The sequence below is a fragment of the Micromonospora sp. NPDC048040 genome (assembly GCF_055587185.1).
Genome location: NZ_JBVJGT010000016.1, coordinates 60,003 through 82,768 on the forward strand (window position 1 = coordinate 60,003; position 22,766 = coordinate 82,768).

Annotated in this window: 14 protein-coding genes; 7 read left to right on the forward strand and 7 right to left on the reverse strand. The window is 71.7% G+C overall.

Annotated elements, in window-relative coordinates:
- Positions 1-213: 213 nt before the first annotated feature.
- Genes ACZ6O2_RS17900 through ACZ6O2_RS17910 form a run of 3 tightly spaced genes read left to right on the forward strand, consistent with a single transcriptional unit; the run spans position 214 to position 11,472 of the window.
- Positions 214-4,464, forward strand: coding sequence for a LamG-like jellyroll fold domain-containing protein (locus ACZ6O2_RS17900; RefSeq protein ID WP_466023574.1), 4,251 nt, complete (start codon positions 214-216; stop codon positions 4,462-4,464).
- A gap of 16 nt (positions 4,465-4,480) precedes the next feature.
- The gene (locus tag ACZ6O2_RS17905) at positions 4,481-11,122 is read left to right on the forward strand and encodes an RHS repeat-associated core domain-containing protein (protein ID WP_466023575.1); all 6,642 of its coding nucleotides are present in this window, start codon (positions 4,481-4,483) and stop codon (positions 11,120-11,122) included.
- An 8-nt stretch (positions 11,123-11,130) separates the two neighbouring features.
- Positions 11,131-11,472 (forward strand): hypothetical protein, encoded by a 342-nt coding sequence (locus tag ACZ6O2_RS17910; protein WP_466023576.1) that lies wholly within the window; start codon positions 11,131-11,133, stop codon positions 11,470-11,472.
- Positions 11,473-11,530: 58 nt separating this feature from the next.
- Here ACZ6O2_RS17910 and ACZ6O2_RS17915 read toward each other — a convergent pair whose 3' ends face one another.
- The 4 genes from ACZ6O2_RS17915 to sigJ form a co-directional block, all read right to left on the reverse strand.
- The gene (locus tag ACZ6O2_RS17915; protein ID WP_466023577.1) at positions 11,531-13,453 is read right to left on the reverse strand and encodes an AfsR/SARP family transcriptional regulator; all 1,923 of its coding nucleotides are present in this window, start codon (positions 13,451-13,453) and stop codon (positions 11,531-11,533) included.
- 3 nt (positions 13,454-13,456) lie between these two features.
- A complete protein-coding gene (locus ACZ6O2_RS17920) occupies positions 13,457-14,029 on the reverse strand; it encodes a hypothetical protein (protein WP_350704229.1) in 573 nt (190 codons plus the stop codon).
- Positions 14,030-14,076: 47 nt separating this feature from the next.
- Positions 14,077-15,138, reverse strand: a complete 1,062-nt coding sequence (locus tag ACZ6O2_RS17925; RefSeq protein ID WP_466023578.1) for a GlxA family transcriptional regulator — start codon at positions 15,136-15,138, stop codon at positions 14,077-14,079.
- A 279-nt stretch (positions 15,139-15,417) separates the two neighbouring features.
- A complete protein-coding gene (sigJ, locus tag ACZ6O2_RS17930) occupies positions 15,418-16,335 on the reverse strand; it encodes an RNA polymerase sigma factor SigJ (protein ID WP_466023579.1) in 918 nt (305 codons plus the stop codon).
- A gap of 196 nt (positions 16,336-16,531) precedes the next feature.
- On the opposite strand from sigJ, the gene ACZ6O2_RS17935 reads away from it, so the two are divergent.
- The 4 genes from ACZ6O2_RS17935 to ACZ6O2_RS17950 all read left to right on the forward strand — a co-directional run bounded on the left by ACZ6O2_RS17935 (position 16,532) and on the right by ACZ6O2_RS17950 (position 20,308).
- Positions 16,532-17,695 carry an amidohydrolase family protein gene (locus ACZ6O2_RS17935; protein WP_466023580.1) on the forward strand — a complete coding sequence of 388 codons (1,164 nt, stop codon included), beginning with the start codon at positions 16,532-16,534 and terminating at the stop codon, positions 17,693-17,695.
- 11 nt (positions 17,696-17,706) lie between these two features.
- Positions 17,707-18,189 (forward strand): hypothetical protein, encoded by a 483-nt coding sequence (locus ACZ6O2_RS17940; RefSeq protein ID WP_466023581.1) that lies wholly within the window; start codon positions 17,707-17,709, stop codon positions 18,187-18,189.
- Entirely contained in the window at positions 18,186-19,754 is a 1,569-nt protein-coding gene (locus ACZ6O2_RS17945; protein ID WP_466023582.1) for a multicopper oxidase family protein, read from the forward strand. Before ACZ6O2_RS17940 ends, ACZ6O2_RS17945 begins: the two co-directional genes overlap by 4 nt.
- Positions 19,755-20,020: 266 nt before the next feature.
- The gene (locus ACZ6O2_RS17950; RefSeq protein ID WP_466023583.1) at positions 20,021-20,308 is read left to right on the forward strand and encodes an MMPL family transporter; all 288 of its coding nucleotides are present in this window, start codon (positions 20,021-20,023) and stop codon (positions 20,306-20,308) included.
- A gap of 79 nt (positions 20,309-20,387) precedes the next feature.
- On the opposite strand, the gene ACZ6O2_RS17955 is transcribed toward ACZ6O2_RS17950, so the two are convergent.
- The 3 genes from ACZ6O2_RS17955 to ACZ6O2_RS17965 form a co-directional block, all read right to left on the reverse strand.
- Entirely contained in the window at positions 20,388-20,759 is a 372-nt protein-coding gene (locus tag ACZ6O2_RS17955; RefSeq protein WP_466023584.1) for a glycosyl-4,4'-diaponeurosporenoate acyltransferase CrtO family protein, read from the reverse strand.
- 4 nt (positions 20,760-20,763) lie between these two features.
- The gene (locus tag ACZ6O2_RS17960) at positions 20,764-22,104 is read right to left on the reverse strand and encodes a nicotinate phosphoribosyltransferase (RefSeq protein ID WP_466023585.1); all 1,341 of its coding nucleotides are present in this window, start codon (positions 22,102-22,104) and stop codon (positions 20,764-20,766) included.
- 63 nt (positions 22,105-22,167) lie between these two features.
- Positions 22,168-22,644, reverse strand: coding sequence for a DUF2231 domain-containing protein (locus ACZ6O2_RS17965; RefSeq protein WP_350704623.1), 477 nt, complete (start codon positions 22,642-22,644; stop codon positions 22,168-22,170).
- Between the last annotated feature and the right edge of the window lie 122 nt (positions 22,645-22,766).

Consider the following 22,766-nt stretch of genomic DNA (forward strand, 5'->3'; position numbering starts at 1 on the left):
TTCCACGTCCTTCGGCGGGCTGACCGTCGTGGGGCTGGATCGGGCCGTGCGCGTCGACGGTCGGCTGTCGACAGACGAATCCTCCCTGATCACAGGCGCTCCGCGGCGCTGAAGTGCGTTCGAAGTCGTCTTGAAGTCCGCGACCGCCAGGATGTGCGCGACGTACGTGACCGAGGGGTCACGCGCGGTTGCGACGGGGAGGAGCGTGGCGGCGTGGGCCGATTGCGTGAGTGGGTCGCCGCCTCGGTGGCGGTGGTTCTGCTGGGCGGCGGTGTGGCGGTGGCATCGACGGCGCAGGCGGCACCCGATGCCGCGCGTACGGAAGAGTTGTCACCGGAGCGGGAGGCGACGGCCGCCGCGGCGGCCACCGGCGAGCGGATCGAGGTCGTGGCGTCCCGCACCGAGCGGCAGCAGGTGTTCGCCAACCCCGACGGCTCCTTCACCATGGAGCTGTCTCTCGGGCCGGAGCGGGTACGCAGGGGCAACGGCTGGGTCGACCCCGACACCCGACTGGTGCGGCGCGCCGACGGCGCGATCGTGCCGGTTGCGCCCGCCACGCCGGTGGTGTTCTCCGGCGGGGGATCGGCGGCTCCGCTCGCGCGGCTGTCCGAGGGGGACCGCTGGATCGAGATGAGCTGGCCGGACCCGCTACCGCCGCCGCAGCTGTCCGGGGAGACCGCTACCTACCCCGAGGTGCTGCCCGGAGTGGACCTTCAGCTCACCGCGCACGCGGAGGGCTTCGCGCCGGTGCTCGTGGTCAAGACCCGCGAGGCGGCCGACAACCCCCGCGTCGCGGAGATCGACTTCGAGCTGTCGGCGCAGGGCCTGACGGTGACCGAGCAACCGGACGGCACGCTGGCGGCGCAGGACGAGGCGGGCGACGTCGTCTTCGCCTCGTCCCGGGTCGAGATGTCGGACACGCCGTCGCCGGCCGCCACGACGAGCGAGGACGAGCCGACCGAGACCGTGGGGGTGGGCAACCAGGCGGTGGGCGAGCTGGAACTGGTGGGCAGCGACCTCACGATCGTCCCGGACCAGGCTCTGCTGGACGACCCGACGACGGTGTATCCGGTCCGGATCGACCCGTGGTGGACGGCGCCACAGTACGGGTGGGCCAAGGTGTTCGCGGGCAAGCCCGACATGGCGTACTGGAACGGCGGCATGGACGGCCCCGAGGCGAAGGTCGGCTACTGCGGGTTCGCGGGCTGCAACGGCATCGGGACGGCCCGGTCGTACTTCCAGTTCGACACGAGGGCACTGGCGGGGGCGACGCTGCTGGGCGCGGAGTTGAACATCCGGGAGATCTGGGCGCCGTCGTGTGCCCCGGCGCCGCTGCGGCTGTACCGGACCAACCCGATCGGCCAGGGCATGACGTGGAGACGTGGGCAACCGGGCTGGGGGACGAGCGCGGAGCCCTGGCACCTCACGACCGTTTCCGCCGCCCACGGCTACGGCCCGTCCTGCCCGGCGAACTGGCTTGGGGTCGACCTGGGCGGCAACGTGGTCAGCCCCGGCGGGGTGACCACCTTCATGCTTCGCGCGGATGACGAGGGAACGGGCGCGAGCGCCCAGTGGAAGAAGTTCAACAGCTTCGCGAACGGTCGGTTCGCGCCGAGGCTGCTCGTCAAGTACAACTGGCCGCCGGACGTGCCGTGGCAGCTCTCCGCGTCGGCCGGCCGGATGGCACCGAGCCTCGGCTGCGCGGGCGCGGTGGACCAGGCGTTCTCTCCCACGGGTGCGCTGGCGCTGTCCGCCGTCCTCGACGATCGGGACGCACAGAACCTGTCGGCGAAGTTCGAGTGGTGGCAGTACGGCGCCGGCGCCCCGGCCGGCAGCACCCAGACGGCGGCCCAGCAGCCCGGGCTACGGCATCGGGCCGCGATCCCCGCTGGCGTCTTCGGCGACGGCAAGCGGATTTCCTGGCGGGTACGGGCGTTCGACGGCGTCAACTGGAGCGGATGGTCCCGCTTCTGTCAGGTGACCGTGGACGCCACGAAGCCGGGCGCACCGAGGCTGACCTCGACGGACTTCCCGGAGAACGGGTTCGGCGGCTATCCGGGTAAGACCGGTGCGGTCACGGTGACGGCAGCGGACGGCGACAGGGACGTGCTCGGCTTCCAGTGGAGCCTGGACTTCCAGGACTTCCCGCTGGTCTCCCTCAACTCGCCGCGCTTCGTGCCGGCCGTCAACGGCGTCGCCACGATCCGGGTCACCCCGCTGAGCGACGGTCCACACGAGCTGTACGTGCGCGCGGTCGACCGGGCGCTCAACGTGTCCGCGCCCTACCGGACACCCGACGACGACGGCGGCGGGGTGCCACCGGGAGGCGGATACCACTTCCTGGTCGGCTCCGATGCTCCCGGACAGATCGGGCACTGGCCGCTCGACGGCCGCATCAGTGCCGTCCCGAACAACAACGCACCGGACCTCACCGGCGGGCGTCCCGCCACCGTGTCCGGCATGCACCCGGAGACGGGCGCAATGTGGAGGCGCGGGCGCATCGGCGACGCGTTGGAGTTCACCGGCGCCGGGAGCGGCTACGCGGCCACCCGCGAACGCGTGCTGCGCACGAACCAGACCTTCAGCGTCTCGACCTGGGCGACGCTCGGCGCCGTCGACACCGGGACCTACGCCGCTGTCTCGCAGGACGGCAGCGTGGCCTCCGGCTTCTATCTCGGTTACGTCGGTGACCAGAAGCGCTTCGCGTTCCGGATGGCGTCGGCTGACTCGACGCAGGCGCCGATAGCCCGGGCGGTCTCGACCAGGGAGCCGATAGCCGGCGTCTGGTATCACCTCGTCGGAGTCTTCGACCTCAGCACCCGGGAGCTGCGGCTGTACGTCAACGGCGTGCTGAACACCGTGGCCAGGGTGGACGCGACCTGGGACGCGGCCGGGCCGCTGCAGATCGGGCGCTCGAGGTACCGCAGCCAGTACACGGAACCGTGGCGCGGCCGCGTCGACGACGTCAAGGTCTGGCAGCGGGCGCTCGTGCCCGCCGAGATCCGGGCATTGGCCAACACGCCGGTGATCGAGGAGGCGTTCCTTCCCCTGGACGAGGGGGCCGGCACCCGCGTCGGTGACGTCTCCGGCAACTACCGGAACGCCACCGCGACGGGTGGGATCTCGTGGCCGCCGGGCCCGGTCGGCGACCACGCCATCGAACTCGACGGCGTTGACGACGCGGTCACCGGCACGGAGCAGGCGGTGCGCACCGACGGCAGCTTCAGCGTGACGGCCCGGGCGCGGCGGGACCCGGAGAGCACCAGCACCACCCAGACGGTGGTGAGCCAGGACGGGCCGACCGCATCGGGATTCACCCTCGGGTACGCCAACGGCAAATGGGTCTTCGCGGTGTCCCCGGCGGACGGCGCCGCGCCGATCAAGGCGCAGGCCGACGCCGAGGACTGCGACCCCGGCCCCTCCGGAGGCTGCTACTGGGTCGACCTGGCCGGCGTGTACGACGCGGCGGCCGGTGAGGTCCGGCTCTACGTCGAGGGCGTGGAGACCGTCGCGGTGGGCGGCGTGCGCGCGCACGTGCCCGGACCCTTGACGATCGGCCGGGCCAGGTCGGCCGGGCAGGCGACCGCGTTCTTCGACGGCCGCGTCGACGACGTGCACGTCTACACCGGCGTGCTCAGCAAGGAACTCATCGTCGACCACAACGAGAGCCAGGTGACCGCGCGGCCGAACCCGTACGGCGGACAGCTCAGCCGGTTCGTCAACCACGACGGCCGACACTTCGTGAGCACCGGTCCGGTGCCGCCGGCGATGCTGTGGGAGCCCGGCCTCGGTCTGCTGGCACCCCCGGACACGCCCGGCACGCGGATGCTCTACTCCTGCCGGTACTCCGGCGGCTGGTACATGGCGGTGGTCGACACGTGCGAGGGAACCGACAAGACGCTCCTGGGCGAGATCGGCCTGGCCTACAAGAATCCGCCACCGGACCATCCGTCGTTGCCGATCTACCGCTGTGTGGTTCCGGCCACCGGAGACCACTACAGCACGCCCTACCAAGCCTGCGAGGACCCGCTGCATCGCAACGAGGGGCTCCTCGGGTACACCCTGGCCTACCGGCAGTTGGTCCGCTACGTCTCGGACGCGCCGGGGCACGGCCACCTCACCGTCGGTACGCTCGCCCGCCTGCCCGCCGGCTACCAGCCGGAGGGCACACAGGGGATCATCGCGCTGACCGGCGATTCCGGCGCGAACGCCCTCTACTCCTGCGTCGACGGCACCGACGAGTTCCTGTCGACTGACCCCGCCTGCGAGGGCAAGACGGTGCGCCGCCGCGAGGGTGGCATCTGGACGCAGCCGCCGGCGTTCGCCGCCGCGACCGCGCCGTTGTACTCCTGCCGCCTCAGCGAAGCCGAGGGCGGGGACCGGTTCACCTCCCTGGACGAGCAGTGCGAGGGCAGGACGACCCAGGCCAGCCGGCTCGGCTACGTCATCACGAGCCTCCACTAGGGAAGGAACGACGGCTATGCGTAACCGCTCGACCCGGTGGTTGGCGGCGGGCCTCGCCGCCGTCCTGGTGACGACGCTGGCGGCGGTGCCGCCGCCAGCGGCCTCGGCGGTGGCGGTGACGCTGCCCACCGCGCCGCAGCAGGAGCCGGTGGTGCCGGTGAAACCGGTGGCGGTCAAGGACGACCCGCTGCCCACGATGACCGTGGCGGCAACCGCCCCGGCGCCGGTGTGGCCGGCTGCGGGGGCCGCCGAGGTACGGCTCGCGGCGAGGGCCACGCCCGCCGGCAGGCTGCCGGTGCGGCTGGCGCGGGGCACGGCGTCGACCGGGCCCGCGACACCGGCCGCGGTCCGGGTGGAGATGCGCGACCAGGCGGCGGCGCGGCGCGCCGGCGTGGCGGGCGTGGTGTTCGACCTGCGTCGCGCCGACGGGTCCGGCTCCGCCGGGCCGGTCACGCTCACCGTCGACTACAGCGCCTTCCGGTACGCGTACGGCGGTGACTGGGCGAGCCGCCTGCGGCTGGTGCGCCTGGCCGATCGGTCGGCCGTGCCGAGCCGCAACGACCACCGGGCCGGGACACTGAGCGCACAGGTCGACGTCGGCGGGGACAGCACGGCGTACGCGGTCACCGCGGGCGCGTCCGGCTCGGCGGGCAGCTACGCCGCCACGTCGCTGGCCCTGTCGGGCACGTGGCAGGTGTCGACGCACACCGGCGACTTCAGCTGGAGCTACCCGCTGCGGATGCCGGAGACGCCCGGCGGGCTGGCTCCGCAGCTGTCACTGGCGTACTCGTCCGGGGCGATCGACGGCCGCACGGCGGCCACCAACAACCAGCCGTCCTGGGCCGGCGACGGGTTCGACATGTGGTCCGGTTACATCGAGCGGTCCTACCGCGGGTGCGCCGACGACCTCGGCGGCAACAACGGCCAGCAGGCCACCGGCGACCAGTGCTGGTTCAACCAGAACGCCACGCTCTCGCTCGCCGGCCACTCCGGGCAACTGGTGCCCGCCGGCACCAACGTCTGGCGGCTCAAGCAGGACGACGGCTCGCGCATCGAGCTGCTGGCCGACCCGACGAGGGCGAACGGCGACGCCGACGGCGAGCACTGGAAGGTCACCACCCGCGAGGGCACCCAGTACTTCTTCGGTGTGAACCGGTTGCCGGGCTGGACCGCGGGCAAGCCCGAGACCAACTCCGTGCAGACCGTGCCGGTGTTCGGCAACCACACGAACGAGCCGTGCCACGCCGCCACGTTCGCCGAGTCGTCGTGCGCCCAGGCGTACCGGTGGAACCTGGACCACGTCGTCGACCCGCGCGGCAACACGATCACCTACTGGTACGAGAAGGAGAAGAACTCCTACGGCGCGAACCAGGGCCGGCGGACGGTCGAGTACGACCGTGGCATCCTCCTGCGCCGGGCGGAGTACGGCACCCGGCTCGGCAACGAGCTCGCCGGCACCCCGCCGGCGAAGGTGGTCTTCGGTACCGCGCCCCGGTGCGCCCCCGGCAAGAACTGCGGGCTGGAGAACAGCGACAGCTACCCGGACGTCCCCTTCGACCAGAAGTGCGCGACCGGGTGCACGACCCAGTCCCCGACGTTCTGGACCACCCAGCGGCTGGCGAGCGTCACCACCTATGTCGGCGGCGAGGACGTCGACCGGTGGACGTTCACCCACAGCTTTCCGGCCACGGGGGACAGCGGCGGCGGGGCCGGGCCGGCGTTGTGGCTGGAGCGCATCGGCCACTCGGGGGTCTACCAGGGTGCCGACACCCCGACGCCCGACGTGACGTTCCGCGGGCAGGCGTTCGACAACCGCGTGAACTCCGGGTCCGACGGCCTGCCGCCGCTGTCGAAGTTCCGGCTGGCCGGGGTGTACAACGAGTACGGCGGGGTGGTGAGCGTCAACTACGCCCCGACCGAGTGCACCGCGGCCGCCCTGCCCAGACCGGAGGGCAACACGCTGCGCTGCTTCCCCGTCCAGTGGCAGCCGGACGGTGGGGTGGAGTTCACCGACTGGATGCACAAGTACGTCGTGGAGAGCGTGACCCAGACCGACCGGGTGGGCGGCGCCCCGGCCGAGGTCATGGCGTACCAGTACCTCGGCGGCGGCGCCTGGCGTTACAACGACAACGAGCTGGTCGTGGCCAAGAGGCGCACCTGGTCGGAGTGGCGCGGCTACGGCAGGGTCGTGGTGCGCCACGGCGACGGCGGCGGGGTGCGTTCCGTCTCGGGGTACCGGTACTTCCGCGGCATGGAGGGGCCGGCCGTGCCGGACAGCCAGGGCGGCGCCGTGGCCGACGACAACCAGCTCAGCGGGCAGCTGCGCGAACGGACCATCTACGACGGCGACGGCGGTGCGGTCGTCAGCACGACGATCAACGACGTCTGGCAACGCGAGACCGCCGCGTCCGGGAACCTGCGGGCGCACCAGGTGGACGTCAAGGCGGTCCGCGAGTACACCGCGCTGTCGGGCGGCGGCTGGCGCCGCACGCGGGTCGACCGGGAGTACACCGACGACGGCCTCGTCGCACGGGTCGACGACCAGGGCGACCTCGCGGTCGCCGGCGACGAGGAGTGCACGCGCACCTGGTACGACGGCTCCCGTCCCGCGCGTACCGAGACCGTCGCCGTCGCGTGCGCGGCCACGCCGGCGTACCCGCGGGACATCGTCTCGGACACGAAGACCAGCTACGACGCCGCCGGTAACCCCGAGAAGGCCGAGCAGGTCTCCGACTACGTGGACGGAAAGCCGGTCTACGTCGTCACCAACCGGGCCACCTTCGACGGGTACGGCCGTCCGAGGGAGACCTGGGACGCGCTGGGCCGGAAGACGACCACCACGTACACCGAGACCGCCGGCCTGACGACGAAGATCACCGTCACCAACGAGCTCGACCCGACGACGACGGCCGACGACCACACCACGACGACCGAGCTGTCGCCGGCCTGGGGCGAGCCGTTGACGACCGTCGACCCTGGCGGGCGCCGCACCGACGTCCGCTACGACCCGCTCGGCCGCGTCGTCGGCGTCTGGCTGCCCGGCCGCAGCGCGGACATCGGCGAAGGGCCGAACCTGCGGTACCGGTACCTCCTGCGCCGGGACGGCGCCAGCGCGGTGGCCACCGACTCCCTGCGGGCGAACGGAAACTACCTCACCAGCTACGCGCTCTACGACGGCTTCCTGCGCCCCCGGCAGACCCAGTCTCCGGCCTGGGGCGAGGGCGGCGTCGTCGATGGCAGGGTCGTCACCGACACCGGCTACGACTCCCGCGGCCTGGCCGTCACCACCAACTCCGGGTACTACGCCGAAGGCGCGGCCGGCACCACGCTGGTGGAGGCCGCCGACAACAACGTTCCCTCCCAGAACGTCATCATCTACGACGGTGTCGGGCGGCCCACCCAGGCGATCCTGAAGTCGTTCGGCGAGGAGAAGTGGCACGGCACGATCACGTACCACGGCGACCGCACCGACCAGACGCCACCGGCGGGCGGCACGGCGACCACGACGTACGTCGACGCGGACGGCAAGACCACCGCGCTGTACCAGTACCACGGGCCGAACCCGCAGGGCCCGGCCGACGTCACCCGGTACACCTACACCAACACCGGGCAGCTCGCCACGGTCACCGACCCGGACGGGCGCCAGTGGCGGTACGAGTACGACCTGCTCGGCCGCCGCACCGCGACGCACGACCCCGACACCGGCACGTCCCGGGCCACGTTCGACCCCGCGGGCCAGCTGACGACGGCCACCAACGCGGAGGGCGAGACGCTCGCCTTCAGTTACGACAAACTCGGCCGTAGGACCGAGGAACGCGCCGGCTCCCAGACCGGCCCCCTGCGCGCGACGTGGACGTACGACACCCTGCGCAAGGGCCTGCCGACCTCCAGCACCCGGACCGACAACGGCCACGACTACACCGTGAAGGTGGCCGGCTACGACCCCGCGAACCGGCCGACGGGCACCATCGTGACGATCCCCCAGGCGGAGGGGGATCTCGCCGGCACCTACCAGACCAACCTCACCTACCGCGTTGACGGCAGCATCGCCACCACCGAGCTACCCAGGGCCGGTGACCTGGTCAAGGAGACGCTGACGGTCAGGTACGACGACCTGGGCCTGCCGAGGTCGACCACCAGCGAGCTGGGCACGTACGTCAACGACACCCGGTACACCCGCTTCGGCGAGCTGGGCCAGCTGGCGATCGGTGCGGCAGGGGCGCGGGCCTGGAGCACCCACTTCTACGACTACGCCACCCGCCGGTCGACGCGGCACCTCGTGGAGCGGGAAGCGGCCAGCGGCGTCAAGGTCAACGACCTGCGATACACCTACGACCCGGCCGGCAACATGACCAAGATCGAGGACGTGCCGTCGAGCGAGGCGACCGACCGCCAGTGCTTCGACTACGACCACCTCCGCCGGATGGTCGAGGCGTGGACGACCACGGCCGACTGCGTACTCGGCACCGTCGGCGGCGACGACCCGTACTGGACGTCGTACCGCTACGACGCCAGCGGCAACCGCACCGAGCTGCGCAAGCACGGACTCGCCGGCGCCGCGGACACCGTCAGCAGCTACGAGTACAACGAGGCCAGCCACGCCCTCGAATCCGTCACCACCACCGGCCCGACCGGATCCAGGGCGGACACGTTCGCCTACGACAAGGCCGGGAACACCGTCACCCGGAACCTGAACGGCTCGGCGCAGACCCTGGACTGGGAACCCAGCGGGCGGCTGACCTCGGCACGCTCGGCGGACGGCAAGGACACCAGCATCGTCTACGACGCCGACGGCAGCCGGCTGCTGCGCCGCGACCCGACCGCCATCACCCTGTACCTGGGCGGCCAGGAGATCCGGCTCGACCGCGCCACCGGCGTCAAGACCGGGACCCGCTTCTACTCCCACGCCGGCGCGCCGATCGGGGTACGCACGGCAGCGGGTGCCCACTGGCAGGTCGCCGACCACCACGGCACCACCATGACCACGCTGAAGGCCGACACCCTGGCGGTCACCCGGCGCCAGTTCCTGCCGTTCGGCGAGGTACGCGGAACCGCGCCCACCACCTGGCCCGACGAGCACGAGTTCGTGGGCGGGACGCGCGACGCCTCCCTCGGGCTGGTCCAACTCGGCGCCCGTGAGTACGACCCGGCGCTCGGCCGGTTCATCTCGGTCGACCCGGTCATCGACCCGAGCGACCCGCAACAGCTCAACGGATACGCGTACGCGAACAACAACCCGGCGAGCATGAGCGACCCGGACGGCCTCAAGTACTTCGTCGAGGCCGACGGCTCGGTGTACATCCCGTCGCTGCGATACGCGACCAAGCAGCAGATCAAGCGGGCGGCGACCAAGGCCGCGAAGTTCGCCCGCAACAACAAGAAGATCAAGCAGATCCAGGACGCCGCGTTCAAGGCCAGCGGCCACACCCGCGAGGAGTACGAGGAAGCCAAGCGGATCCAGAACAAGAGCCTCTTCGACGTCGTCATCGAAGCCGGCGGCGAGATCCTGCAGGAGGTCCTCGGCATCAACGACATCAAAGCCTGCTTCGGCGGCGGTAGCCTCGGCGCCTGCATCTCCATGCTCATCGGCATCGTCCCCTGGGGCAAGCTGCACCGCGTCGGCGAACTCATCGGCGCGGTGAAGAAGGCGTGGCACGCGGTCACCAACTTCGGCAAGATGAAAGCCTGGGCGAACAGCGTCATCAGCGCCGTACAGAAGCAGTCCAAGGCGGTGCTCGACTGGATCCGCCGCGCGCCCAAGGGGCCGGCCGGCTGCCTCCACAGCTTCCGCGCGAACACGAAAGTCCGGCTGGCGGACGGTGAACGCAGGCCGATCAGCCAGGTGAGACTCGGCGACAGGGTGCTCGCCACCGACCCGGCGACGGGGCGGACCACCGCCCAGCGGGTCACCGCGCTGCACACCAACCGCGACACCGACCTGACCGACGTCACCGTGACAGTGCGCGACAAGCGCGCGCCGGCGAAGCGGACCCCCGGTCCGCGCCTGGCGCTGGCCGGGCTCGCCGCGGCGGGCGCGCTCGCCGCGGGCACGACCGTCCTGCACACCACCGACCACCACCCGTTCTGGGACCAGACGGCCAGGGCATGGGTGAACGCCGCCGAACTGACGGTCGGGCACGAGCTGCGCACCACCGACGGCCGGGTGGCGACAGTTACCGGTGTCCGGTCGTACACGGGCGCCCAGACCATGTACGACCTCACGGTCGACGCCGTCCACACGTACCATGTGATGGCCGGCGACACCCCGGTCCTCGTCCACAACTGCGACGGCACGGCAACGGTGCGTTGGGATGTCGACATGGAGCACGCCACGATTCGGGTAGAAGGTGGTGGCAAATCTCTGGAGACTGAACAGGTAATCCCAGGATGGGATGGGGCGGGAAGCCCAAACGGTCTCCCAACGACAGGTGCGCGAGCGCAGCCACTTGGTCCGAACGTTATTGAGCGAACCTTCGATGTTCCCGATCCGGGAGCGGCCATGCAGGCGCAGCGGAAATCAATTGGAGCGGACCTCGGAGGTTATGACGGCATTCACAATAGCTGCGTAACCTACTGCGTGGCGATATTGCGAGCTGGCGGGGTGGACATCCCGGCGGGGGCGCGCGGGATGATCGCACTCAAAAGGACTCTAGGCTAGGGGCTGGGTTGCTGGAGCAAGAGGAACACCACGATACCGTCCTTGCGGAGATTCTCCTGAGTAAGAGGGTTGGTCTGGTCCATATTCGCCTGGTGGGGGACGTCATTTCGGCCAGAGCCCAACTAAGCATGGTCCTGCAGGGGCGGCTTGGTCTCTCATTCGACCAGCGAGCAGAGATTGTCGAAGAGGTCATTGGTCTGGAGGACGCCTACCGGGAGGCGTGGCTGAAGGTTACCTCTGCCTCTTACCCTCAAAAAAGGACGGAGTATCTTGCTGCTCTTGAGCGCGCGTTGAGAAATGCTGTGGAAGGAATATTCGGCATCCTGCGAAGGGCTGGCGGGAGTTCGTAACGATGTAGCCGTTGAATGATTCGGGTGAGCCTGCCGGGCGGCGTCCGCCGGTGAGGTCTCATGCGTCGTCCGCCGCCGTCGGGAGCATCTGCCGAGCCGCCGCGTGCGCGCTGTGCCGGTGGTGGCCCAGGGCGCGGAGCGTCGCCGTCTCGTGCTCGGCCTCGGGATCGGTGTCCCTGGCGAGTTCGCCCGCGTAGGCCCGGAGCAGGTCGTGGAGGGCGTACCGGCCGGGGCGGTGCTCGACGAGCAGGTGCGCGCAGGTCAGTTCGGCGAGGACGACGCGCGCACGGCGGACGGGCAGCGCGGCGAGGCCGGCCGCGGCTGGCGTGGACGTGTCGGGGCCGGGGTGCAGGCCGAGGAGCCGGAACAGGCGCGCCCCGTCGGGTGTGAGGCTGCGGTAGGACCAGGAGAAGGACGCCCGCATGTTCATGGCGGTGCCGTCCGCGGTCAGGGCGTCCAGCCTGCCGGCGGGATCGCGCAGCGTCTCGGCCAGGGCGGCGAGTGAGAACGCCGGGTACGTGGCCGCCCGGGCGGCGACGATGGCCAGTGCCAGCGGTAGCCGTGCGCAGCGGGTGATGATCGCCTCGGTCGCCTCCGGCTCGGCGGCCACACGATCGGCGCCCAGCCGCGCGGCCAGCATCTGCCGTGCCTCCGCGTGGGGGAGCAGGCCGACCGTTATCGGGTGGGCGGCCTCGGCGGCGACCAGCCCGGCAAGCTGACTGCGGCTGGTCACCAGCGCGAGGTTGCCCGGCGTGCCGGGCAGCAACGGCCGGACCTGGTCCGCGTCGCGGGCGTTGTCCAGCAGGACGAGGATCCGCTTGCCGGCCAGAAGGCTGCGGTACATGCCGGTCTGCGCCTCGAGGGTGGGCGGGATGTGCTGCGGCGGAACACCGAGGGCGTGGAGGAACCCGCGAAGGGCCTCGCCGGTGTCCATGACCCGGCCGGAAGGGTCGAACCCGCGCAGGTTCACGTACAGTTGGCCGTCGGGGAAGTGGTCGGCTACCCGGTGCGCCCAGTGCAGGGCCAACGCGGTCTTGCCGACCCCGGCGGTGCCGATGACTGCCGCGATCACCACCTCCGCCGGCGGCACGGAGCCGCTCCCCGTCAGCAGGGTGTCCAGCCGCGCCAGCGTCTCGGCCCGGCCGGTGAAGTCGGTGACTCCTCGCGGGATCTGCCGGGGCACCGGGGCGGCCGCGAGCCACCGGTCGACGGGCTGGGCCGGCCCGGCCTCGGTGGTCAGGATGTGTCGGTGCAGCTCACGCATGGAAGGCTCAGGGTCGAGGCCGAGTTCGTCGGCGAGCATGCGGCGCAGCCGCTGGTACGCGTCGAGCGCGTCGGACCGCCGCCCGGCCCGGAACAGCGCGGTCATCAGCTGGCCACACAGCCTCTCCCGAGTCGGGTACTGCCCGGCCAACTGGCGCAACTGCGGCACGAGTTCCTCGTGACGTCCCTGAGCGAGATCCAGTTCGACGCGGCGTTCCACGGCGGTGAGGTAGCGCTCGACCAAACCCGGCGCCACGACCGTCGCCAGCCACGCCGAGCGCATCCCGTCGAAGGGAGCGCCACGCCACAACGCCAGCGCCTCGTCCAGCCGCGCCCGCTCCACGACGGTGTCCGGGACCGCCGCCGCGGCGTCGAGCAGCCGCCCGAACCGGATCGCGTCAACCTGCTCCGGGGCGGTCACGAGCAGGTATCCACCCGGTACGGTGCGGATCAGGTCGGCCCCCAGAGCGGCCCGCAGCCGCGTGACGTAGACCTGCGCCGCGCGACGGGCGTGCTCGGGCAGGTCCTCATCCCAGACGGCGGCCGCCAGCCGATCGATCGACACCGGTGCCCCCGCCGACAGGGCCAGCACCACCAGCAGGCTGCGCAGCCGGGGTGACGTCAGGGTGACGGGCCGTCCGTCCACCGATGCCTCGAGCGGCCCCAACACGCGAACCGCCAGCGCGGTGCCGCCGATCACCGGCTCCACGTCGGACATCGCTCACCTTGCCGTGGCGGCGACGATCAGGGCCGCGCCCACCACGAGGTCGACCACCGCGCAGAACTCCGACCACGGCCGGCTCACCACCCTGCCGGCGGTGAAGTGGTACGCATCCCAGACCCCGTGCGCCAGGAAACCGATACCGGCCAGCACGGCCCCCAGCCGCGGCTGAGCTGCTGCACACAGCAACGTGAGCACACCGAAGCCCACCGCGCCGCCAGTCTGGATCGAAAATGTGCCGACGTCGGTGAACCGGCGGCGGGCCACCGCCCACAACCACAGCGGCACCAGGACGAACGCCATCCCCGTCGCCGGATCGAGCGGGAGCAGTTGCGACTGCCGCAGGACGTGCAGCACCGACACAACCGCACTCAGCACGACGAAAGCCGGCCACGCCGTCCTGGGACGACCGACCGCGTACGCCACCAGATAGATTCCCGCCATCGTGGCGATGGCGGGGCCGAACAGCTCCGCCTCGCGTCCCACGAGCGCTATCACGGTGATCGCGCCTGAGCCGAAAACGATCGCCAACGCGGTCGGCCAACGATCGGTGAGCCTCGCCCGACGCGGCACCAGCCTCTCAGTCATGGCACCGATCGTCGGGGCCGCACCAGGGCCGGTCAGCAGCCGCGGTGGGTCGGGTCCGGATTCCTGTGAAGCGATGCCGATATCGTGGGCTCAGCGGTTCCGGACGACTGGCGGCTTCGCCGGTACTGCGACGGCGGAACGGCATACCGACCGCGGAACGCCTGCCGCAGCGATTCGGTCGAGCCAAAGCCGCACCGCCGGGCCACCGTGGCCAGCGGCAGAGCGGTCGACGTCAGTAGGTGCGCCGCCGCCTCGGTCCGCGCCCGCCGCACGTACTGCGCGGGGGTCTCGTGCACGTAGGTGAGAAACAACCGGGACAGGTGGCGTTCGCTGACCCCGGCGAGCCGTGCCAGTCTGCCGGTGCTGAGGTCGTCGCCGAGGTGGCTCAGGATGTGGTTGGTCGCCCGGCGAACCACGAGATCGTCGGTGGTGTGCGGGGTCAGGAACATGCTCCGCTGCGTCTGGCCGCCCGGGCGCTGCAGATAGGCGACCGTGCCCAGCGCGACGCCGCGCGCCAGTGCCACCCCGTGGTCTTCCTCGATGAACGCCAGGGTCAGATCCAGGGCACTCGTGACGCCGCCGGAGGTCGCGATACTGCCATCCCGGATGTAGATCGGATCCGGATCGACCTGCACGTCGGGATAGCGGTGCGCGAGCTGGTCGGCGTACATCCAGTGGGTGGTGGCGCGCCGGTTGTTGAGCAGACCGGCCTCCGCCAGCACGGTGGACCCGGTGCAGACCGCCGCGACCCGGCGAGCGAGGGCGGCCAAGCGTCGCACGTGTCCGACCAGGGAGGTGCTTCCGGCAGCCCGCTCGTGGCCGAGGCCACCGGAGACCAGCAGGGTGTCCAAAGGGGCGTTGAATCGCTCCACGGCGACGTGGGCGTCCACCCGCAGCCCGGAGTCGCACGTGATGGGACGGCTGCCGGGTGTGGCGAGTAGGGGCCGGTAGGGCGGGTTGGCCCCGATGCGGTTGGCGAGGTGGAGACTGGACGTCACGCAGGCGACGTCCAGCAACTCCGCGCCGTCGTAGCCGACGACGACGACTACCCGTTCCTGCATGATCAAGCTCCAGCGTCGAGCGCGCTTCACCACCTTGCCACGGTGGCCGCGCCATGGCCAGGTCCCTCCTGAGGACCGGCGACGACGTTGCCGACGCCGCCGGTCGTGCGTGGCGCTCCGATGCTCCGTGGACCTGGATCGCTCACGACGGCGCGGAAAGCGCCGGCCTGGCCCCTGACCTGGGAACGGACGTTGGCCAGAGGAAGGACTTGCAGCAGGGGCCGTTGCCGGTGACGACCCGGCGGACGTTCAGCAAGTGCTTCCTCGACGGCCGCTCGTCGGCACGACCGGGCCGGCGAGCGTTCCGCTGCCTCACCCGCCGACCCGGGAGAGCTTGTCGGGGTTGGTGACGGAGAAGACCCGGCGCACCGCCTCCCGCTCGGGGTCGAGGTCGAGCACGAGGACCGCGAACGGAACATTGCGCTCGAACAGGATCGCGGCGGGATCGCCGTTGACCGGCCGGTAACGGATGTCGAGCCCGGCCGGAACGTTGGCGGCGACCGCGACGAGCAGCCGGGCCACCTCGTCGCGCCCGTGCACGGGGTGCAGGCTGGTGGCGGGGCCCTTGCCGCCGCCGTCGGTCCACAGGGTGACGTCCGGGGCGAGGACGGCCAGCAGGCCGCGCAGGTCACCGCCGAGCGCGGCGGTCAGGAACCGCTCGGTCACCTGCTGCTGGAGTCGGGGATCGGGTTGGAACCGGGGGCGGCGGGCCTGCACATGCTCACGCGCCCGGTGGGCGAGTTGGCGCACCGCCGCCGGTGAGCGGCCGATGATGGTCGCGATCTCGGTGTGCGGGTAGCCGAACACCTCGTGCAGGACGAAGACGACCCGCTCCGCGGGGGTGAGGGTCTCCAGCACCACCAGCAGCGCCATCGACGAGGACTCGGCGCGCAGGACGGCGTCGCCCGCGTCGCCGTCCTCGGCGGGCAGGGTGGCGAGGGGCTCGGGCAGCCACTGACCGACGTAGGACTCCCGGCGCCGGTCGAGGGCCGCGCGTTGGGCGAGGGCCTGGTTGACGGCGACCCGCGTCAGATAGGCGCGCGGGTTCTCGATCGACGCACCGTCGGTGTGGTTTCTTGCCGCCCAGGCCAGCCAGGTCTCCTGCAGCACGTCCTCGGTGTCGGCGACGCTGCCCAGCATCGCGTAGACCACCGAGAACAGCAGCTCCCGGTGGGCGAGGAAGGTAGTCGTCGGGTCGGCGGTCGGTGCCGGCTGCACGTCGTCGGACACGGGTGTCACCTCCGGTCGGGTTCACCTCTGAGAGGACACCGGCGTCCCGGAGTGTGACATCCCCGGTGGCGAAATGTGATCCATGCCGCAGCCGAGCACCACCGCTGTCACAGTTGGCGACGCGGACGCCCTCCTGGTTGCCGAGTCGGGACGATCCCGTCCCGGCCGAGCCACTCCCACCGTTTTGGAGGCCGCAATGCGTACCGTGATCCGTGACGTGCGGGTGTTCGACGGACAGCGCACCGTGGAACGAGCCGACGTGTTCATCGACGGCGACCGGATTGCCGAGCCGGACGGCCGACCGGCCGACGTGCAGGTCGACGGCACCGGCCGGACCCTGCTGCCCGGCCTCATCGACGCCCACACCCACACCTTCGACGGCAGTCTCGCCCAGGCCCTGGCCGCCGGCGTCACCACCGAACTGGACATGTTCTGCCTGCCGGACAACCTGGCCCGCCAGCGCCGGCTGGCGGCCGACTGCGATGACGTGGCCGACCTGCGCAGCTGCGGCCTGCTCGCCACGGCCCCGGGCGGCCACCCGAGCCAACTGATGACCGGTCTCGACGCGCAGGCGATGGCGGCGCTCGGCGACGCCGCTGGCCCGTTCCCCACCGTCGCAACGGTGGCGGACGCCGCGCCGTTCGTCGCCGCCCGGGTCGCCGAGGGCGCCGACTACATCAAGATCGTTGTCGACGACGGGGCGATGCACGGCGCGGACCTTCCCGTGCTGACCCCCGACGTCGTGTCCGCCCTGGTCGAGGCGGCACACGCCGTCGGCCTGACGGTCATCGCCCACGCCATCACGACCCGGGAGGTGACCATCGCCCTCGACGCCGGTGTCGACGGGCTCGCGCATGTCTACGCCGACGCCGGGTCGGACGACCCGATCGGCTGGCGACTCGCGGAGCGGATCGCTGGCGACGGCGTCTTCGTGGTTACCACGCTCGCCTACTTCGAGGCGATCAGCCAGGGCGCCGCCCTGGACCACGTCGCCGCGGGCAGCGCCGCCAACGCGGTGCACGCCGCCGGCGTGCTGCACCGGGCCGGCGTCTCGCTGCTGGCCGGCACGGATGCCACCCCGTTCGCCCCGCAGCACGGCACCGCCATGCACCGCGAGCTGGCGCTGCTCGTCAAGGCCGGACTGACCCGGACCGAAGCGCTGGCGGCGGCCACGAGCGTGCCGGCCCGGCACTTCGGGTTGACCGACCGGGGCCACATCGCGCCCGGGCTCCGCGCCGACCTGCTGCTCGTCGACGGGGATCCGACCACCGACATCACCGCCGTCAGCGCCGTCGTCGACGTCTGGCGGCGCGGCGTACGCCAGAACCGGCAGTCGGCCGTCGCCGACGCCCAGATCTGAGGACGGGTGACGTGACGATCCTCGACCACCACGCACCCGCGCCCACCCCGGGGGCCGCACGCTCCCGGTCGTGGCTGCTCTTCCGCGCGATCACCACCTGCGTGGCCGTGCTGATCCTCGGCCAGGCCGCCCTCGCCGGCGGGTTCCTCTCCGGGCACTACGACGCCCTCGCCGCCCACAGCCTCAACGGAGGGCTGCTGGCGCTCGCCCTGCTGGCGCAGTGCATCACCGCCGTCGTCTGGTGGCGGTCCAGCAGGGGCCCGTCCTGGCCGGTGCGGACCAGCCTGATCCAAATCCTGATCGCCGGCGCGCTGATCCCCCTCGGCGAGCAGCGGGTCCTGACCGTCCACGTTCCCCTCGCCGTCGGGCTCACCGTGGGCGTGGCGCTGCTGCTCGTCAAGTCATGGGGCGCGGCACCGACCCGTCCCCGGCGGACGGCGACCGGCACGCCGACACGCCGGACGCCGGAGCTGACCACGGAGGAGGTCGTATGAGTCCACGAATCACCCGCCGTCGACTGCTCGGCGCGAGCGCGGCCGCCGTGGCGGCGGCCGCCGGCGGTGGCTGGCTCGCCCGCAGCGGGCTGCTCGGCCCCGGCGAACCGGGCCGGCTGCTGCCGAGCCAGGTGCCGCTGCCCCGGCCGTACCAGGTGCCGCTGCCCGTTCCTCCGGTGCTCGCGCCGGTACGCTCCGACGCCACGACGGATTACCACGAGATCATCCAACGGCCGGCCACGCTGAGCATCCTGCCGGGGTTGCCCACCGAGGCGTGGACGTACCACGGCAGCTTCCCCGGCCCCACGATCCGCTCCCGCACCGGCCGGCGCACCGTCGTCCGGCACCGCAACACCCTGCCCCACCCGACCGTGGTCCACCTGCACGGCGGACACACCCCCGCCGACAGCGACGGCTACCCCGCGGACCTCATCATGCCGGCCGGAGGAAGCGACCCAGCGCACGTCGGCCACCACGCCGGCCACCATGGCGGCCACGAACCGGGGCGGATCAGCGTCGGCGAGCGGGACTACACGTACCCGATGCGGCAGCGGGCCGCGACGCTCTGGTACCACGACCACCGGCACGGGCACACCGGCGTGGCGGTCTGGCGCGGGCTGGCCGGCTTCCACCTCGTGCACGACGACGAGGAGGGCGCGCTGCGGCTACCCGCCGGCGACCGCGACATCCCGATCATGATCGCCGACCGGTCGTTCGCCGCGGACGGTTCGCTGCGCTACCCGCTGATCGACCCGGACCTGCGCAGCCCCGGCGTCACCGACCCGTACATGAACGGCGTGCTCGGCGACGTCATCCTGGTCAACGGCGCACCGTGGCCGGTGCTGCGGACCGACCGGGCCCGGTACCGGCTGAGGCTGCTCAACGCCTCCAACGCCCGGCGGTACCGGCTGGCCCTCGACCCGCCGGCCCCTGACGGCGGCCTGGTGCAGATCGGCGGCGACGGTGGTCTGCTGCACCGCCCGTTGACCCACCACACCATCGACATCGCACCCGCCGAACGCTTCGACGTGGTCATCGACTTCTCTCGCTACCGTCCCGGCACCCGCGTACGGCTGGTGAACCGCCTCGGCACCGGCCACACGGCCCACGTGATGGCCTTCGACATCACCGGCGCGACCCACGACGAGCCGGGCCTGCCCGAGCGACTCAGCCACATCGAGCCCCTCGACCCGGCCCGCGCCGCAGTGACGCGGACGTTCCACTTCCAGCTGCGCCCCGACCATGGATGGACCATCAACGGCCAGCCCTACCGACCCGGCCGCCCGCTGGCCCGGCCGCGCCTCGGCACCACCGAGGTCTGGCGACTGATCAGCGACTTCCACCACCCGGTGCACGTGCACCTCGACCCGTTCCAGGTGATCAGCCGCGACAACCGGGCACCCGGCCCGTACGACGCCGGCTGGAAGGACACCGTCGACGTACGCCCGTCCGAAGCGGTCGAGATCGCCATCCGGTTCACCGACTACGCCGGGACCTTCATGCTGCACTGCCACAACCTCGAACACGAAGACATGGCCATGATGGCCGACTTCACCACCACTTGACCACGCCCGTTGCCGCCCCGTACACGGCTGGCTGAGCCAGGACCGCACTGGCGGCGCACCGGGCCCATCAGGTCCGTGACCGTATCCGTGACGGGCAGACGTATGTGAGTCTGCGGGGTCTCGATTCCGGGCACGCGCCCGCAACAACCCCGGGCGGGGTGCCAGACCCGCGAGGACGGGTCCGCCCGCGCACCTGCCGCACGGAACCACCCCCGTGGTGACACGCACGACCGACTCCCCTTGCTGATCCGACCCTGGAAGAGACCGTGACCCTCACCGAAGAGACGATGACCCTCACCGAAGAGACCGCCCAGGAATCACCGCACTCACGCGGCCGGCCGGGCGTGTTCGCGCGCGTCGCCAGCTTCATGCTCAGTCCGGAGCGGCTGCTCCAGCAGACCGGCTTCGGCATGGCTGTGGCCATCTTCGTGGACGCGGTCATCATCCGCTGCCTGATCGTGCCCGCCGCGATGCAGCTGATGGGCCGGCGCGCCTGGTGGATGCCCGAGCCGCTGGCGAGGCTGCTGCCGAAGGTGGAGTTGGAAAAGCACTGACGTCCCGCGTGAACGGCGCGTCGGCCGGGTGGGGACACCGGCCGACCGCCGTTCGGCGCGGGCCCGGTCGAGCAGGCTGTCAGACCCGCTCGGCGACGGTGGCGATCCGCTCGACCCGGGCCCGCAACGCCCGCTGGAGCAGGACCGGGTACACGTGCAGCAACACGGTGAGGACCGCGAGCCACCCCGCCGCGCCCCGGGCCCCCAGCAGCAGGGCAACCCCGGCCAGGCCCACCCCGATCAAGGCGAGCACCAGGTGGGCGAACTCGGAGCGCCGGGTGTCGCGTGCCAGCGCCGCAAGTCCGGACCGGCTGCCGTCGAAGGCGCGCTGGTTGCGGATGATCCGCTCCCAGCCCAGCCGGCGCAGCAGGCGCGCGTACCACCAGACGCCGAGTCGTCGGTGCAGAGCAGGCTCCCAGGGCCGGGCCCGTGGGGTACTCAGGGTTGCCAACAGCTCAGTAGGTCGCGCCCTGCGCCACCTGCGCCGCCACCCGGTCGTGCAGCGCGGTGAGGGCCGGACTGACGGTGGCGGTGAGCGGCGTCGGGTCCGCCAGCCGACGTGCCGTCTCCGGTAGCCAGGTGAGGTCCGCGTCGAATCGGCGACGCGCGGCGCGTACCTCGCCGGCCGGGTCGGCGGCGTCGAGGCGACGACCGCCGCGCATGACCGGCACGAGCAGCGGCTCGCGGTTGCCCGGTGGCGGTTCGTCGCGCAGCCCCACCACGTCGCCGCTGGCACCGGTGGGATCACGGAAGACCTGCTTGGGACCGGGCAGGGTGGCCTTGCCGGGCGACAGCTTGAGCACCGGCCGGTCGCCGACGGCCACCAGCTTGTAGGCGCTGTCCAGGGACGGCGCGTCGAAGGAGACGCCCATGCGGGTGCCGACGCCGTAGGCGTCGATCGGTGCGCCCTTGGCGACGAGCGCCGCGATGACGTCCTCGTCGAGGCTGCCGCTGGCCACGATCTGGGCCCGGGTCAGCCCGGCGTCGTCGAGGATCGCGCGGGCCTGCACGGCCAGCGCGGCGAGATCCCCGGAGTCGAGTCGCACGGCCACCGGGCCGGTCAGGCCCAGCTCGGCGACGACCTCGACGGCCGCCCGCACTCCGGCGGGCGTGTCGTAGGTGTCGACGAGGAACACCGGGCTGGTGGGAAAGTCGGTGGCGAACGCGCGGAACGCGGCACGCTCGTCGGGGAACGCCTCGACGTACGAGTGGGCCATCGTCCCGGACGGCGGCAGCCCGTAGCGCCGCGCGGCCTCGACGTCGCTGGTCGCGGCGAAGCCGGCGATCGCCGACGCCCGCGCCACGGCCGCCCCGGCCTCGATACCGTGCGTCCGGCGGAACGCGAAGTCGACCAACTGCGCGTCGCCGGCCGCGAGGCGGCATCGGGCCGCCTTGCTGGCCACCGTGGTGTGGAAGGTGATCAGGTTCAGCACGCCGGTCTCCACCAGCTGCGCCTCCGCGATCGGCGCGGTGACCTCCAGCAGCGGCTCGTCGGCGAACACCATGCGACCCTCCGGTACGGCCCAGACGTCACCGGTGAACCGCAGCCCGGCCAGCGCCGCCAGGGTCGGTTGGTCGAGCCCGACGGTGTCGCGTAGGTAGCCGATGTCGTCCTCGTCGAACGCGAAGCTTTCCAGGAAGGCCAGCGCCTCGGCCAGCCCGGCGGCCACCAGGAAGCCGCGCTGCGGCGGCAGCCGGCGGACGAACAGGCTGAACGTGGCGCGCTCCACCATGTCCCGGCGCAGGTAGCTGGCCGCCATCCGCAGCTCGTACAGGTCGGTACGCAACCCGGTCATGGTTCCTCCGTCGGCACGTGGGTCGACGGGCCGGTGGGCCGTGGTGATGCCGCCCCGGTCCGGTCAGGCGCGGGAGCGGCGCGCGGGGCGGCGGGACAGGGAACTCGGCGCGTTGACGCCGGCGCCGTCGCTGACACTGATGCCGAGACGTTCGACCAGTTCGCCGCCGAGCCAGGCCGTCATCCCGGACAGGACGATCCCTGCGAAGCTGCAGATCAGGGCCAGGGCGTTCGGCTCCCAGTCCGTCGCGGTGGCCCGCGCCAGCCAGCTCACCGCGAACAACAGCACGACGACGACGTTGCCGATGCCGTGGATCGCCCCGATCCGCTTGGCGCGGGTGCCGGACGGGATGGCCCGCCAGTCGGTGTATCCGAAGACCGCGGCGACGAGGCCGCCGATGATGCCGGCGCCGATGATGTACCCGGCGGAGATCTGGAATCCGGCCCGATCCGTGATCAGATACAGGATGTCGAAGATCACCGCCGTGGCGAGCAGCCCCAGCGGGAAAACGATCAGCATGGGATGGATTCCGTGGCCCATCGCCTTGGCTCGACTTTCCAACGCGGCCTCCCTTTCTGGCGGGACGTTGGGCGCGGGTACCCCTTCGGGTCGCTGGTACACCTACCGGCGGTGAACGCGCGCGGCTTCCTCCTTCCAGCACC

What these genes read in the sequence shown, in the direction of transcription:
- ACZ6O2_RS17905 (WP_466023575.1), top strand. Translation starts at nt 4,481, where the DNA reads ATGCGTAACCGCTCGACCCGGTGGTTGGCGGCGGGCCTCGCCGCCGTC.
- ACZ6O2_RS17915 (WP_466023577.1), bottom strand. Translation starts at nt 13,453, where the DNA reads ATGTCCGACGTGGAGCCGGTGATCGGCGGCACCGCGCTGGCGGTTCGC.
- ACZ6O2_RS17935 (WP_466023580.1), top strand. Translation starts at nt 16,532, where the DNA reads ATGCGTACCGTGATCCGTGACGTGCGGGTGTTCGACGGACAGCGCACC.
- ACZ6O2_RS17945 (WP_466023582.1), top strand. Translation starts at nt 18,186, where the DNA reads ATGAGTCCACGAATCACCCGCCGTCGACTGCTCGGCGCGAGCGCGGCC.
- ACZ6O2_RS17960 (WP_466023585.1), bottom strand. Translation starts at nt 22,104, where the DNA reads ATGACCGGGTTGCGTACCGACCTGTACGAGCTGCGGATGGCGGCCAGC.
- ACZ6O2_RS17965 (WP_350704623.1), bottom strand. Translation starts at nt 22,644, where the DNA reads ATGGGCCACGGAATCCATCCCATGCTGATCGTTTTCCCGCTGGGGCTG.